Genomic DNA, 13,292 nt, shown 5'->3' on the forward strand with positions numbered 1-13,292 from the left:
CGCTCCGAACCCTTCAAGTCTAGGAGGACCGGGCCGGGCGGGGCGCCGCGGTACCGGCTACAGCAGCTTCTTCAACGCTGTGAGGAACACCGTGGTCTCCCGCTCTGTTCCGGCGGTGACGCGCAGGGAGCCGGGAATGCCGACGTCGCGGATGAGCACGCCTGCGTCCAGCAGGCCCTCCCAGACCCGGTGGGGATCCTCGAGGCCCGAGAAGAAGACGAAATTGGCGTCCGACGGAGCCGGTGAGAGCCCGAGGTCCTCGAGTTCCCGCACGATGCGGTCGCGCTGCACCTTGATGGCCTCGACATTGGACAGCAGCGTCTCTGCGTGGGTGAGTGCGGCGTTGGCCGCCGCCTGCGTGATGGCCGACAGGTGGTACGGAAGGCGGACCAGGCGGAGGGCGTCGGTGACCTCCGGGGCGGCGGCGAGGTACCCCAGCCGCGCCCCCGCCAGGGCGAAGGCCTTGCTCATGGTGCGCGAGACCAGCAGGCGCGGTCGGCCGGGGAGCAGCGTGAGCGCGCTCGGTGTCCCCTGCTGGGCGAACTCGCCGTACGCCTCGTCCACGATGATGATGGCCCGCGCGTCCTCGCCGGCCTCGTACGCGGCCTCGACGACGTCGAGCCCCAGTGCCGTGCCGGTGGGGTTGTTGGGAGAGCACAGGAAGACGACGTTCGCACCCGAGGACCGGATGGCGCGGGCTGTCGCGTCCGGCGTCATCGAATAGGCGGACCCGCGCTCGGCGGTGATGTAGCGGGTTCCCGTCCCGCTGGCGAGCAGCGGGTACATCGAGTACGTCGGCGGGAAGCCGATCGCCGTGCGTCCCGGCCCGCCGAAGGCCTGGAGGACCTGCTGCAGGACCTCGTTCGACCCGTTGGCCGCCCAGAGCTGCTCGGGGGTCAGCCCGTGCCCGAGGTAGTCGGCGAGGTTCTTCCGCAGCTCGGTGAACTCGCGGTCCGGGTACCGGTTCAGGCCCGTGGTGGCTTCGGCGACGGCCTGGACGATGGCTGCGTGCACGTCCGCCGGTACACCGTGGGTGTTCTCGTTGACGTTCAGCAGGATCGGCACATCGAGCTGCGGTGCACCGTAGGGGTGCAGCCCGACGAGGTCATCGCGCAAGGGGAGGTTTGCCAGGGCATCGACGGAAGAGGGCACCGGTCAAGTTTAAGCGATGGCGGCCGTCGCAGCGAATGCTGCGCGTCGGGCGCCTGGACCGGCCCCGCCCGGCAGGGCGGGAACCGATGCGGGACCGGGGGCTAGCCCTCGGCCGGTATGGAGATACTCTGACCGGCCTGGACGACGGACGAGCGGAGATTGTTGAGCTCGACCATCTCCGTGACGACGTCGCGCGGGTCGCGATCGGGGGCGTACCGCACGGCGAGGTCCCACAGGGTCTCGCCCGCGGCCACGTTGACGTCGACGACGGACGAGGAGACGGGAGCCGATTCCCCGGCCTGGGCCTGCGAGGTCAGGAAGGCCCCGAGGAGGATCAGGGCGGCGACGCCCAGCGCGATCGGCAGGCCCACGAGGAGCAACCGCCCCCGCCGGGTAAGGGTCAGCGGGCGCACCGCTTCCCGCGGCGAGAGCTGGTGCTCCCCCGCCGACGTGGAAGCCGACGTGGAAGCCGGCGCGGGAGTCGAAGGAGCCGCGACGAGCCGGAGGTGGACCCCCGGCCGGGCGGGTGCCAGTGCCAACGCCGTACTGCCCTGCGGTGCTGGTGCCTCTGTCATCGGCCTACCTCTTTCCCTTCGAATGTTCCGTGTGGAAACGCAGCGTGTTTCGAACACACGTTCTAATTCAGCTGCGCTTATTTCTAGCATCTACGGACGATGCTTGTCGAGACTCGCTCGAACATATGTTTGAAAACCGCCCCGGACTGGCCTAGCGTGAACAGCACGGTCCATCACCGGCGTGTCCTGCTCCTGAGCCGCAGGCCTGCCGGTGATGGTCCCAAGACAACCATCCGCCACTGACAGAAACGGTTCCCACTGCGCGGGAGCCGCACGGCGGACACGACGGGATGCGCAGTCCCAGGCGAAAGGCACACCAGTGGTGGAACCAACACCGGCAGCGCGGCAGGAATCGAACATCGCCGACGTCCCCACCGATGCCGTGCCCCTCTCGGCCGGGCGGGGACGCCCGAGGGGCCGTTCCGTGTCGAAGGGGCTGACGGCGCGCCAGCTGACCATCCTCGAGACCATCCAGCGCTCGATCGCCGACAAGGGCTACCCGCCCTCCATGCGGGAGATCGGCGACACGGTCGGGCTGGCCAGTCTGTCGAGCGTGACGCACCAGCTCTCCCAGCTGGAACGGCTCGGCTACCTGCGACGGGACCCGAAGCGTCCTCGCGCCATGGAGGTGCTGCTGCCCCTGACGCTCGCGTCGGAACCGGTGTCCGCCGGCGCCTCCCCGACGGACCGCAAGCCTGCGGGCGAGCACCAGATCGCTGTCGACACCGCCCTCGTGCCGCTCGTCGGCCGCATCGCGGCAGGCGGGCCCATCCTCGCCGATCAGGTCGTGGAGGACGTCATGCCTCTGCCGCGCCAGCTCGTCGGGCACGGGGACCTCTTCATGCTCAGGGTCTCCGGGGACTCGATGGTGGATGCCGCGATCTGCGACGGCGACTGGGTCGTGGTGCGGCGGCAGCAGAGCGCCCAGAACGGCGACATCGTCGCGGCGCTGCTCGACGACGAGGCCACCGTGAAAACCTTCCGCCAGCGTGACGGGCACACGTGGCTCCTGCCGCAGAACACGCGCTACGAGCCGATCCTGGGCGACCACGCCAGCATCATGGGCAAGGTCGTCTCGGTGATGCGCGCCCTCTAGGAGGCGCTCCGGCGCGTCGTCGGCGACGCCGAGCGCTTCGGCGTCCCTCCCGGCGCCGACGTCGCAGGCGAACCTACCGGGCGCCCTCCAGGAGGCCTGCGGATACGGCGGGACGGGCGTCAGCGGCCCGAGAGGCGTTCGAGGATGCCCGTGACCGTGGCGCGGTCGGTGGTCGCCCAGAAGGGCGGCAGGGCCGCCCGGAGGAACCCGCCGTACCGTGCGGTGGCGAGGCGGCTGTCCAGCACTGCCACCACTCCCCTGTCTCCCGCCGCCCGGATGAGGCGACCCGCTCCCTGGGCGAGCCGCACGGCCGCATGGGTGGCGGAGACACTCATGAATCCGTTGCCACCGTTCCGCGCGACGGCCCTCGTCCGGGCCGTCATCAGGGGATCGTCGGGTCGGGGGAACGGGATGCGGTCGATCACCACCAGCCGGCACGACGCCCCCGGGACGTCGACGCCCTGCCACAGCGACATGGTCCCGAACAGGCAGGTGTCGGGCTCGTCGGCGAACTGCGTGACCAGTGCGCTGAGGGAGGCCTCCCCCTGGCACAGGATCTCGAAGTCGACCTTCGGTCGGAGCGCCTCGGCCGCCTCCTCGGCGGCCCGTTTGGACGAGAAGAGGCCGAGAGCGCCCCCGCGTGAGGCCCTGAGCAGGACCAGCAGCTCGTCCAGCTGGGCGTCCGACGTGCCCCGCTCGGGTTTGGGCAGGTCCTTCGCCACGTAGAGGACGCCCTGGCGCGGATGGTCGAAGGGGCTCCCGACGTCCACGCCGGTCCAGGCGGGCGCACCGGGACCACTGAGGCCCAACGACCCCGCCACCGGACCGAACTCCGAGCCGATGGCGAGCGTCGCCGACGTCAGGATCACGGTGTGGTCCTCGAAGAGGCCTTCCCGCAGCCGTCCCGCCACCGAGAGCGGGGCGACGTTCAGGGTCGCCGGTGCACTCTGGTCGGGCTGCGCATAGCCGGCACCCGGTGTGAAGGTGCTCGGGCGGGATGCCCAGACCACTTCGTTGAGATCCGGTGCCGCGAGGATGCGCTCGGCCAGCTCGAAGACCAGCGTCGTCCTCGAGCGGGCGACCTGCCGGCCACCGTCGGCGTCGGCCTCCGATTTGCCGTCCGTCTTCGTGTCGGACAGGGCGGCCCGCGCCGCGTCGCGGACCTGCGCCAGCGACTGTTCGAGATCGTCCGGCAGGCCGCCGGGCAGCAGGCCGGACGGGATGAGCTCGGCGGAGGCCTCGAACGCTGCCGCCGCGGTGTCGAGGGCGCCGGTGCTGATGGAGGCGTGGCGCCGCAGGGCGGTCGCCGCGGCCATCACCATCGAGGCGGACAGCTGTCCGGACACGGCGCCCGTCACCCGGTCGTGGAGTTCATGGGCCTCGTCGATCACCACGACGTCGTATTCGGGGAGCACGGCGATGCCCTCGAAGGCGCTGATCGCGAGCATGGCGTGGTTGGTGATGATGATGTCGGCGTCGGCCGCGGCGGCCCGGGCCTTCTCGCTGAAGCACTCCTGGGCGACAGGACAGCGGGCAGCGCCGAGGCACTCCATGCTGGAGACGGAGACCTGGCGCCACGCGCGGTCGCTCACGCCGGGCACGAGGTCGTCGCGGTCACCCGTCGTCGTCTCCTCCGCCCACTCGCGGAGACGCACCACGTCCCTCCCGAGGGCCGATGCGGGGGCTCCACCGCCGGCGGGGGAAGGATGGGGGGCAGCGTCCTCGCCCAGGCTGAACAGGGCGTCCGGGGCGTCCTCCTCGGGAAATCCCCCGCCGGTCTTGTGCAGGCAGACGTAGTTCGAGCGGCCCTTGAGGAGCGCGACGTCGACCGGGCGTGCGAGCGCGGGCCGCACCGCGTCCAACAGGCGCGGGAGGTCCCGCCCCACGATCTGCGCCTGCAGCGCGAGCGTCGCCGTCGAGACGACCGACGGACGGTCGCTCTCCAGGGCATGCGCGATGAGCGGCACGAGGTAGGCCAGGGACTTGCCCGTCCCGGTGCCGGCCTGCACGAGCAGGTGGTCGCCGGAGCGGATGGCCTCGCTCACCTGCCGCACCATCTCGTGCTGGCCGGCGCGCATCTCACCGCCCATCGCCGCGACGGCGGCGTCGAGCAGTTCCAGGGCCTGCCGGGCCTCGGCGGAGTGGTGCGCTGCGTCCGGCGCCGCGACCGCAGCACCGGACCGCACGCTCTCACTCATGCCGGACGTACGGCTCCAGCTCGGCTGCCAGGCCCTCCCGGACCATCACCTCGAGGCGCGTGCCCTCGTCGGCGTGCTCCATCCCGAGGATCTCGACGTCCTCCTCATGGAGGCGGCTGACGACTTCGCCGTGCGCGTAGGGCACCAGCAGGTCGAGCTTGACGCCCGGGCGCGGGATGTTCGTGCTGATCAGCTGACGGAGCTCGGTGAGCCCGGCGCCCGTCCGCGCCGAGACGACGACCGAGCGCTGCTCGCGCTGCCGCAGCCGTTCGATGACGAAGGGGGCGGCCGCGTCGGCCTTGTTGAGGACGATGATCTCGGGCACCTTGCGGGCGTCGACCTCGGTCAGCACCGCGCGGACGGCGGCGATCTGGCCTTCCGGATCCGGATGCGAGGCGTCGACGACGTGCAGGATCAGGTCGGCGTCGGCGACCTCCTCGAGGGTCGAGCGGAACGCCTCGATCAGCTGCGTGGGGAGCGACCGGACGAAACCGACCGTGTCGGCCAGCGTGTAACCGATGCCGTCCGGCGTCTCCGCCCTGCGGATCGTGGGATCCAGCGTCGCGAACAGCGCATTCTCGACGAGCACGCCGGCGTCGGTCAGCCGGTTCAGCAGCGACGACTTCCCGGCGTTGGTGTACCCGGCGATCGCGACGGAGGGGACCTGGTTGCGACGGCGGTTGGACCGCTTCGTCTCGCGCGCGGGCTTCATCTCCGCGATCTCCCGGCGCAGCTTGGCCATGCGCGTGCGGATCTTCCGGCGGTCGAGTTCGATCTTCGTCTCACCGGGTCCGCGGGAGCCCATGCCGGCGCTCGCGCTGCCGACCTGGCCGCCCGCCTGGCGGGACATCGACTCGCCCCAGCCACGCAGGCGCGGCAGCAGGTATTCGAGTTGGGCGAGTTCCACCTGGGCCTTGCCCTCGCGGGACTTGGCATGCTGCGCGAAGATGTCCAGGATCAGCGCGGTCCGGTCGATGACCTTGACCTTCACGATGTCCTCGAGCCCACGGCGCTGCGACGGCGACAGTTCGCTGTCGACGATCACGGTGTCGGCACCGGTCGCCTGCACGATGTCCTTCAGCTCCTGGGCCTTGCCCGACCCGAGGAACGTGCCGGGGTCCGGCTTGAGCCGGCGCTGCACGATCCCGTCGAGCACCTCGGACCCTGCGGTCTCCGCGAGGGCGGCGAGTTCCTGCAGCGAGTTCTCGGCATCCTGCACCGTGCCCTCGCTCCACAGACCGGCGAGCACGACCCGCTCCAGCCTCAGCTGCCGGTACTCGACCTCGGTGACGTCCTCGAGTTCGGTGGACAGTCCCGCGACACGGCGGAGCGCGCGGCGCTCGGCCAGGTCCTCCTGGTCCCCGTCCGCGTCGGAGGGCACTTCGTCCTTCGACAGCGCGAGCGCGCGCGACCGCCAGGTCTTCTCCACGGGCGGTGCGGTGTCGCCCGTCTTCTGCGGTCCGTTCGTCGCCTTCGCCGTGGCAGCTTCGTCGCTGGCGAGGATCCGGTCGATGACGGCTTGGATCTCCTCCCGGCCCATGTTGGCTCCGGTGGAATGTCCGTGATTCTCGGTCATGGTCTCCCTAGGTGGATGTCGTCCAATTCTACGGCCGCCGGAGGGACGCCTTCCAACGAATTCTCCCAGCGCGAAAACTGCCCGGAGGGTGCCGCGGACCGGGGCACTAGGCTTTCCTGCATGGAGTCACAGCACTATTTCAGCGCGCAACCGGCCGGACCGGACGTCCGCCGCCCCCTGTCCGTCGTCCTCGCCGGCGCCCGCCGCGACCTGGTGACGTCGTCGGGCCTGTTCAGCCCCGACGGCGTGGACAAGGGGACGGCGATCCTCCTCGACATTGTCCCCGAGCCCGAGGGACAGCACCTGCTGGACATCGGCAGCGGCTGGGGTCCGATCGCCCTCACCATGGCCCTGAAGGCTCCTGCGGCGACGGTGCATGCGGTGGACGTGAACGAGCGCTGCGTCGCGCTGACGGCCGAGAACGCCGAACGGTTGGGGCTCTCCAATGTGGTGGCGACGACGCCGGACGACGTCGACGCCGACCTGCGTTTCGACACCATCTGGTCCAATCCACCCATCCGGATCGGCAAGCAGGAACTGCATGCCCTGCTCCTGCGCTGGCTGCCACGCCTGGCCCCGGGCGGGCGGGCATGGCTCGTGGTGCAGAAGAACCTCGGTGCGGACTCGCTGCAGCGCTGGCTCGGCGACGAGTTGCCCGAGGGTTTCACCGTCCGCCGCGCCGAGACCTCGAAGTCGTTCCGCATCCTCGAGGTCCACCGGCCCGCCTGACGACTCCCGGCCCTTCCGCCGCTCCCGCCCTCAGCCGGCGGGCAGCAGCATGCCGTCGGCGACGAGTTCGGCCGGTCCGCTGAGCTGGACGTGCTCGCGGCCCTCGGGCCCGTCGAAGAACGTCACCCCCACCACCCCGCCCGGAACGGCCACGAGCCACCGGGCCGGGGCACCTTCGCCGGCCCAGTACCGGGTGGCGGCCGCCGCTGCGCACGCGCCGGTGCCGCACGACTGCGTCTCCCCCACGCCGCGCTCGTGCACGCGCATGGTGAGTCGCCCGACGCCGTCCTCACCGACCAGCGGATCCGCGGGGACCACGAGCTCCACGTTCGTCCCGGCCGGTGGTAGGGGCTGCACGGCCGGGGCGTGGTACAGCTCGGTGCGCTCGAGGTCGGCCCGGTCGGCGAGTGCGACGACGGTGTGCGGGTTGCCCATGCTGATGGACAGCGCCGGGCGTTCGACGTCGAGCCCGCCGATGTCGACGAGGGAGTCCATGCCGCGCGCGACGGCCGCGTCCGGGAAGATGAACTCCCACGGCCCCATGTCGACCGCGTAGCCGTCCCCCGACCGTGTCACGCGCTTGACGCCCGCGCGGGTCGCGATGGCGAGTTCGCCGCCGTCGGGCAGGTCGGCGACACCCTTGGCGAGGAGGAAGTGCGCGAAGACACGCACGCCGTTGCCGCACATCTCCGACAGGGAGCCGTCGCCGTTGCGGTAGTCCATGAACCATTCGGCGTCGGGCTCCGTCTGCAGGAGGGCGCGTCCCTCCGGGAGCACTGCCGATCGCACGGCGCGGATGTACCCGTCGGCACCGATGCCCCGGTGCCGGTCGCAGAGGCCCGCGACGAACGCCGGATCGGCAGGTCCGGTGCCCTCGGGATCGAGCGTCAGGACGAAGTCGTTGCCCGTGCCGTGTCCCTTGGTGAAGGACAGGCCAGACGTCGGCCGGGCAGCGGGGGCAGGGGCATCAGCGGGGAATCCGGTCACCGTCCTAGGATATGTCCCCCGGTGCACGGACGATCCCGACGGCCCGCTCGAGGAGTCCGGGCTCCTGCCGGTCCAGCCAGGACACCCGCGGGTCACCGCGGAACCAGGTCAGCTGCCGCCGGGCGAAGCGGCGCGTGGCCGCGATGGTGTCCTCGACGGCGTCCGCCTCCGTCATCGACCCGTCGAGGACGCGCAGGAACTGCCCGTAGCCGAGCGCCCGCGACGCCGTCCGCCCCTCCCGCAGCCCGGAGGCGGCAAGGCGTTCCACCTCGTCGGCGAGGCCGGCCCGCACCATGGCGTGCACGCGGTCGGCGAGCCGCTCGCGCAGGATCGCGCGGTCCACCGCCAGCCCGATCTGCACGGCGGGCTGGTGGTACTCGCGCCGCGGCATGAAGGCGCTGAAGGGCCGTCCACTGACCTCGAACACCTCGAGGGCCCGGATGAGCCGACGGTCGTCGTCGATCCGTTCCGCGGATGCGGGATCGACCGCGCGCAGTCGCTCGCGGAAGGCCGCACTGCCCCCGGCCGCCAGCACCGCCTCGAGCCGGGTGCGCACGGCCGCGTCGGTGGGCGGGAACTCCAGCCGGTCGAGGGCCGCGCGGAGGTACAGTCCGGAACCGCCCACCAGGATGGGGACGCGGCCCCGGCTGCGGATGTCCGCGATGACGCGCCGGACCTCCTCCTGGTACGCGGCCACGCTGGCTTCCTCGGTCACGTCGAGGACGTCCAGCAGGTGGTGCTCGATGCCCCTCCGGTCCGGCAGGGGCAGCTTCGCGGTGCCGATGTCCATGCCCCGGTAGAACTGCAGGGCGTCCGCGTTGACGACCTCGCCGTCGAGCCGGTGCGCGAGGTCGACGCCGAGGTCGGACTTGCCCGAGCCGGTGGGACCGACGACGGCGACGACCGGAACGGTCAACGGCCGCTCCCCCGCACGGGCAGGGACGGCATGCCGAGGGAGACGGACCGGGGGGCGCCGTCCGGGCCGGCGGGCACGCCACAGGAGTCGGCCTGGCTCCTGTCCCATGCATCGCCGGCGCGAGAACGCCGGAGCGAGTACTGATGGGACGTCGGGTCGGACAGCAGGTGGAACGACGCCGCCTCGGTGACGGGCAGCGTGACGAAGTCGCCCGGCCGTGGCGCGGCGGCGCCCTCGGGGACCGAGAAGTGGACGAGGCGCTGGTCGCGCGCCCGACCGGTGAGCCGGTGGGTCTCGCCGCCCTTGCGCCCCTGCTGGTCGGTGACGAGCACCTCGACGAGCATGCCGACCTGGCGTGCGTTCTCCTCCCGCGCGATACGGTCCTGGAGGGCGGTGAGCCGCTCGAAGCGCTCCTGCACCACCGCCTTGGGAAGCTGCTCCGGCAGGTCCGCGGCGGGGGTCCCCGGGCGCTTCGAGTACTGGAAGGTGAAGGCGGTGGCGAAGCGCGACTGCTCGACGACATCGAGGGTGGCCTGGAAGTCCTCCTCCGTCTCGCCGGGGAATCCGACGATGATGTCCGTGGAGATGGCCGCCTGCGGCATGCGCTCGCGCACGCGGTCGAGGATGCCCAGGAAGCGGGTGGAGCGGTAGGAACGGCGCATGGCCTTCAGGATGCGGTCGGACCCGGACTGCAGGGGCATGTGCAGTTGCGGCATCACGTTGGGCGTCTCGGCCATGGCGTCGATCACGTCGTCGGTGAACGCCGCCGGATGGGGACTCGTGAAGCGGACGCGCTCGAGGCCCTCGATGGAGCCGCAGGCGCGGAGCAGCTTGGCGAAGGCGCCTCGATCCCCGAACTCGACGCCGTACGAATTGACGTTCTGGCCGAGCAGCGTGACCTCGACGGCGCCGTCGGCGACGAGGGCCTCGATCTCGGCGAGGATCTCACCGGGTCGGCGGTCACGTTCCTTGCCGCGCAGCGAGGGGACGATGCAGAAGGTGCAGGTGTTGTTGCACCCGACCGAGATGGACACCCAGCCGGCGTAGACCGATTCGCGCCGGGTGGGCAGGGTGGACGGGAAGACGTCGAGCGACTCGAGGATCTCCAGCTGCGCGTCCTGGTTGTGCCGTGCGCGCTGCAGCAGGGCCGGCAGGGCGCCGATGTTGTGGGTCCCGAACACGGCGTCGACCCAGGGGGCCTTCTTCAGGATGGTGTCCCTGTCCTTCTGGGCGAGACACCCGCCGACGGCGATCTGCATCCCGGGGCGGGATTCCTTGACGGCCTTCAGGATGCCCAGGTTGCCGTACAGCTTGTTGTCCGCGTTCTCACGGACGGCGCAGGTGTTGAAGACGACGACGTCCGCCTGCCCACCCTCGACCCGGGCGAGCCCGGCGTCCTCGAGGAGTCCCGAGATACGCTCCGAGTCGTGCACGTTCATCTGGCAACCGAAGGTGCGCACCTCGTAGGTGCGCGGGTCGGCCGCGGGGCGGTCCGGCTGGTCGCCGGACTGGGGATCGGTGTCGCCGAGGGGGACGGGAAGTGTCATGCTCACGCCCTTAAGCGTACGGCTGCCCGCGGGGGCCCCGACAATCGTCCGCGCGGGCTCAGTCCGGCGTGCCGGTGTCCGCCAGAACCTCCTTGACGATGGAGAACGCGGCCCCGGGGTTGTATCCCTTGCGCGCGAGGACACCGACGAGACGGCGTACCTCCTTGTCCCGCACGGCACGGTCCGAGAGGTCGGCGCTACTCCGGAGCTTGCGGCGGACGACGTCCCGGGCCTGCAGGTGCTCGTCCTCGTCGGTGACCTGCTGCAGCGCTTCCTCCGCCAGGTCGGGCTCGATGCCCTTGTCCGCGAGTTCGCGCCGGAGCGAGTAGCGGGACAACGCCTTGGCCGCGGTACGGGTCCGCACCCACATCCGCGCGAACTCGGCGTCGTCGATCAGCTGCACCTCCTCGAAGCGGTCGAGGAGTGCGATGGCGATCGCGGGCGGCACCTCGCGTTCGGCGAGCTTCTGCAGGAGCTGGTGCCGGCTCCGCGGTCCGAGTGCGAGCTGGCGCAGCAGGATCGAGCGAGCCTGCGACGTCCATTCCTCGTCGGTCCTGGGCGGCGGAGATCCACCCTCGCCCCGGGTGTCCGGGGCGGGGGCGGCAGCGGCGCCCGACCCGCGCGCCGTGTTCCTCCGACGGGAGCGACCCTGGCTTCGTCCGGCGCGATCAGCGGAACCGTCCGCGGGAGCATCGCCGTCGGCGGAGGATCCGACCACAGGACCGAACGGATCGTCGGCGGAGGATCGGGGGGACGTTCTTCCGCGGACCCCTGACCGGGGCGCACCCCGTCCGGCTCCGCCTGCCGCCCGCGCGCCGAACGAGGACGACGTGGTCCGGGTCGGGCCCTGTCCCCTGGACGGCGACCGTCGCGGGAGCGCGTCGCCGTCGACAGCATCGACGGAGCTGTCAGAACCGAACCGGTCGAACGAGGCACCCCATCCGACCGGCTCGGATCCTTCCTCCGAGGACACGTGCCTACTCGCCGCTGACGGCCTTCAGCTTCGGAGCATCGGGCTCCTCCGGCTGCACTCCGATTCCGAGCTTGACCCTGATCTTCTGCTCCAGCTCGTCCGCCAGATCAGGATTGTCGATGAGGAACTTGCGGGCGTTCTCCTTGCCCTGCCCCAACTGGTCTCCGTCGTACGTGAACCAGGCACCGGACTTCTTGACCAGTCCGTTCTCCACGCCGACGTCGATCAGGCCGCCCTCACGGGAGATGCCGTGGCCGTACAGGATGTCGAACTCCGCCTGCTTGAAGGGCGGGGCCATCTTGTTCTTGACGATCTTGGCGCGCGTCCGGTTACCCACCGGGTTGACGCCTTCCTTCAGCGTCTCGATACGACGCACGTCGATGCGGACCGACGCGTAGAACTTCAGCGCCTTTCCACCCGTGGTGGTCTCCGGGCTTCCGAAGAAGACACCGATCTTCTCGCGCAGCTGGTTGATGAAGATCGCCGTGGTCTTGGTCTGGCTCAGGCGGCCCGTGATCTTCCGGAGCGCCTGGCTCATCAGACGGGCCTGCAGGCCGACGTGGCTGTCGCCCATCTCACCCTCGATCTCGGCGCGCGGCACGAGTGCGGCGACGGAGTCGATCACGACGATGTCGATGGAGCCGGAGCCCACCAGCATGTCCATGATCTCGAGGGCCTGCTCACCGGTGTCCGGCTGCGACACGAGCAGGGCGTCGGTGTCCACGCCGAGCTTCTTGGCGTACTCGGGATCCAGCGCGTGCTCGGCATCGATGAATGCCGCGATGCCCCCGTTGCGCTGTGCGCTGGCAACGGCGTGCAGCGCCACGGTGGTCTTGCCGGAGGATTCGGGACCATAGATCTCGACGACCCGACCACGCGGGAGGCCGCCGATGCCGAGTGCTGCATCCAGCGCGATGGAACTCGTGGAGATGGTCTCGATGGGCGCCCTGGTCTCGTCACCGAGACGCATGATGGAACCCTTGCCGTACTGCTTGTCGATCTGGGCGAGAGCAGCTTCTAGGGCTTTCTCGCGGTCTGGAGCGGCCATTCTTCACCTCGGTTGTTCATGGCCAACTGGCCTGTTTACGTGTTCTTCTCGACTGTATTGGCCTGCGCCGACAGTTTGAGGTGGGCCGCCGCTATGTGCACAGGAGCGCGCCGCCTCCTCCACCATCATAGTCCGGTCCGAACAGATATTCGATTATCCGCGGGACCGCGAGCGTGTTGTCCCTCCGGCCTCCGAGGGTCATCGCGGCTTGATGTCGCGCCCCAGCCACCGCTCGCGCGGTACGTCCTGCGCCCGGCACACGGCCTCCCAGACCACTTTGGGATCCACCCCGGCGCCCAGTGCCTCCGCGGCGGTCCTGTCGCCCAGCCGGTCGACCACCAGCTCCCGGGCGAGGGTCCTCGAATACCGCTCGCCGAACTCGTCGTCCATCAACCGCCAGAAATCACTCAATCGCATCTGCAGTGCCTCGCTCTCGTGTACCCGTACAGTACGGACCGTCCTGTGGAGGTGTCTCCGCCACGGCGGAACCCTACA

12 protein-coding genes are annotated in these 13,292 nt (G+C 70.6%); 2 read left to right on the top strand and 10 right to left on the bottom strand.

Translation table 11 applies throughout. The features are described 5' to 3' along the window. Nucleotides 1-57 precede the first annotated feature (57 nt). Both AC0Z9V_RS09010 and AC0Z9V_RS09015 read right to left on the bottom strand, forming a co-directional pair. Nucleotides 58-1,152 carry a histidinol-phosphate transaminase gene (locus AC0Z9V_RS09010; protein WP_208740829.1) on the bottom strand — a complete coding sequence of 365 codons (1,095 nt, stop codon included), beginning with the start codon at nt 1,150-1,152 and terminating at the stop codon, nt 58-60. Nucleotides 1,153-1,253: 101 nt separating this feature from the next. Beyond that, nucleotides 1,254-1,727 carry a LysM peptidoglycan-binding domain-containing protein gene (locus tag AC0Z9V_RS09015; protein WP_485141311.1) on the bottom strand — a complete coding sequence of 158 codons (474 nt, stop codon included), beginning with the start codon at nt 1,725-1,727 and terminating at the stop codon, nt 1,254-1,256. Between the two features lie 382 nt (nt 1,728-2,109). Between AC0Z9V_RS09015 and lexA the strand changes: the two genes are divergently transcribed. Continuing rightward, the gene (gene lexA / locus AC0Z9V_RS09020) at nt 2,110-2,823 is read left to right on the top strand and encodes a transcriptional repressor LexA (RefSeq protein ID WP_133082299.1); all 714 of its coding nucleotides are present in this window, start codon (nt 2,110-2,112) and stop codon (nt 2,821-2,823) included. Nucleotides 2,824-2,942: 119 nt separating this feature from the next. On the opposite strand, the gene AC0Z9V_RS09025 is transcribed toward lexA, so the two are convergent. Both AC0Z9V_RS09025 and hflX read right to left on the bottom strand, forming a co-directional pair. Then, entirely contained in the window at nt 2,943-5,021 is a 2,079-nt protein-coding gene (locus tag AC0Z9V_RS09025) for an ATP-dependent DNA helicase (RefSeq protein ID WP_485141312.1), read from the bottom strand. Further along, nucleotides 5,014-6,597, bottom strand: coding sequence for a GTPase HflX (gene hflX / locus AC0Z9V_RS09030; protein ID WP_485141313.1), 1,584 nt, complete (start codon nt 6,595-6,597; stop codon nt 5,014-5,016). The genes AC0Z9V_RS09025 and hflX overlap by 8 nt, the downstream gene beginning before the upstream one ends. A gap of 120 nt (nt 6,598-6,717) precedes the next feature. Between hflX and AC0Z9V_RS09035 the strand changes: the two genes are divergently transcribed. Continuing rightward, on the top strand, nt 6,718-7,326 hold the full coding sequence (locus AC0Z9V_RS09035) for a class I SAM-dependent methyltransferase (RefSeq protein ID WP_485141314.1): 609 nt from the start codon (nt 6,718-6,720) through the stop codon (nt 7,324-7,326). A gap of 30 nt (nt 7,327-7,356) precedes the next feature. Here the strand turns inward: AC0Z9V_RS09035 and dapF are convergent, their stop codons facing one another. The 6 genes from dapF to AC0Z9V_RS09065 all read right to left on the bottom strand — a co-directional run bounded on the left by dapF (nt 7,357) and on the right by AC0Z9V_RS09065 (nt 13,214). Further along, nucleotides 7,357-8,313 (bottom strand): diaminopimelate epimerase, encoded by a 957-nt coding sequence (gene dapF, locus AC0Z9V_RS09040; protein ID WP_208740820.1) that lies wholly within the window; start codon nt 8,311-8,313, stop codon nt 7,357-7,359. Nucleotides 8,314-8,317: 4 nt separating this feature from the next. Beyond that, nucleotides 8,318-9,229, bottom strand: coding sequence for a tRNA (adenosine(37)-N6)-dimethylallyltransferase MiaA (gene miaA / locus AC0Z9V_RS09045; protein WP_459290610.1), 912 nt, complete (start codon nt 9,227-9,229; stop codon nt 8,318-8,320). Beyond that, nucleotides 9,226-10,776: a tRNA (N6-isopentenyl adenosine(37)-C2)-methylthiotransferase MiaB gene (miaB, locus tag AC0Z9V_RS09050; protein ID WP_485141315.1), complete on the bottom strand. Its 1,551-nt coding sequence runs from the start codon at nt 10,774-10,776 to the stop codon at nt 9,226-9,228. Before miaB ends, miaA begins: the two co-directional genes overlap by 4 nt. A gap of 58 nt (nt 10,777-10,834) precedes the next feature. Then, nucleotides 10,835-11,494: a regulatory protein RecX gene (locus tag AC0Z9V_RS09055; protein ID WP_485141316.1), complete on the bottom strand. Its 660-nt coding sequence runs from the start codon at nt 11,492-11,494 to the stop codon at nt 10,835-10,837. Between the two features lie 259 nt (nt 11,495-11,753). Then, nucleotides 11,754-12,797 carry a recombinase RecA gene (gene recA / locus AC0Z9V_RS09060; protein ID WP_133082225.1) on the bottom strand — a complete coding sequence of 348 codons (1,044 nt, stop codon included), beginning with the start codon at nt 12,795-12,797 and terminating at the stop codon, nt 11,754-11,756. 198 nt (nt 12,798-12,995) lie between these two features. Beyond that, the gene (locus AC0Z9V_RS09065) at nt 12,996-13,214 is read right to left on the bottom strand and encodes a DUF3046 domain-containing protein (protein WP_485141317.1); all 219 of its coding nucleotides are present in this window, start codon (nt 13,212-13,214) and stop codon (nt 12,996-12,998) included. Between the last annotated feature and the right edge of the window lie 78 nt (nt 13,215-13,292).

The sequence above is a fragment of the Arthrobacter sp. UYP4 genome (genome assembly GCF_057291175.1).

Excerpts from the sequence above, each read along its gene's own strand:
- AC0Z9V_RS09015 (WP_485141311.1), bottom strand. The coding sequence starts at position 1,727 with ATGACAGAGGCACCAGCACCGCAGGGCAGTACGGCGTTGGCACTGGCA.
- miaB (WP_485141315.1), bottom strand. The coding sequence starts at position 10,776 with ATGACACTTCCCGTCCCCCTCGGCGACACCGATCCCCAGTCCGGCGAC.
- AC0Z9V_RS09035 (WP_485141314.1), top strand. The coding sequence starts at position 6,718 with ATGGAGTCACAGCACTATTTCAGCGCGCAACCGGCCGGACCGGACGTC.
- recA (WP_133082225.1), bottom strand. The coding sequence starts at position 12,797 with ATGGCCGCTCCAGACCGCGAGAAAGCCCTAGAAGCTGCTCTCGCCCAG.
- AC0Z9V_RS09065 (WP_485141317.1), bottom strand. The coding sequence starts at position 13,214 with ATGCGATTGAGTGATTTCTGGCGGTTGATGGACGACGAGTTCGGCGAG.
- hflX (WP_485141313.1), bottom strand. The coding sequence starts at position 6,597 with ATGACCGAGAATCACGGACATTCCACCGGAGCCAACATGGGCCGGGAG.
- AC0Z9V_RS09025 (WP_485141312.1), bottom strand. The coding sequence starts at position 5,021 with ATGAGTGAGAGCGTGCGGTCCGGTGCTGCGGTCGCGGCGCCGGACGCA.